This window comes from Vibrio sp. 10N.222.49.C9 (assembly GCF_041474985.1).
GTDB lineage: Bacteria > Pseudomonadota > Gammaproteobacteria > Enterobacterales > Vibrionaceae > Vibrio > Vibrio crassostreae_C.
In genome coordinates this window covers 1-321 of the sequence record NZ_JBFRVD010001324.1, presented here as the reverse complement: position 1 = coordinate 321, position 321 = coordinate 1, and the positions used below count along the sequence as shown (strand labels likewise).

The window sequence follows — 321 nt, the reverse complement described above, 5'->3', positions numbered from 1 at the left end:
GTCTCATCCCAACCAATAGCAATGCCGGTTTCAATCGCGAAGGTTAAGCTATCTCCAGGAGCACGGCAGGGCTCTTCAATGTACTGAATGCGCGAGCGCTGTGATGGTTTGATTTTTTTTGCAAACAACTTTGCTTTATCCAAATCCCAAGCTCGGTTGGCATCAAGCCTAAGTTGTAAATCAGGCACCGATTCCAAAAACAGGCTGACCAACATTCCATCACGAATAGGCTCATACAGGCCCACTTTGATCTTAGCCACCTTGTCACCCTGCATCGCATCAAGCGCTGGGATCAAGTCGTCAGGGTCACCATTGCATAAT

At 48.0% G+C, this 321-nt stretch carries 1 protein-coding gene; it reads right to left on the bottom strand.

Going from position 1 to position 321, the window contains the following annotated elements:
- Window positions 1–321 (bottom strand): o-succinylbenzoate synthase (gene menC, locus AB4585_RS28120; RefSeq protein ID WP_372172054.1); only part of this gene is annotated, 321 nt, incomplete at both ends.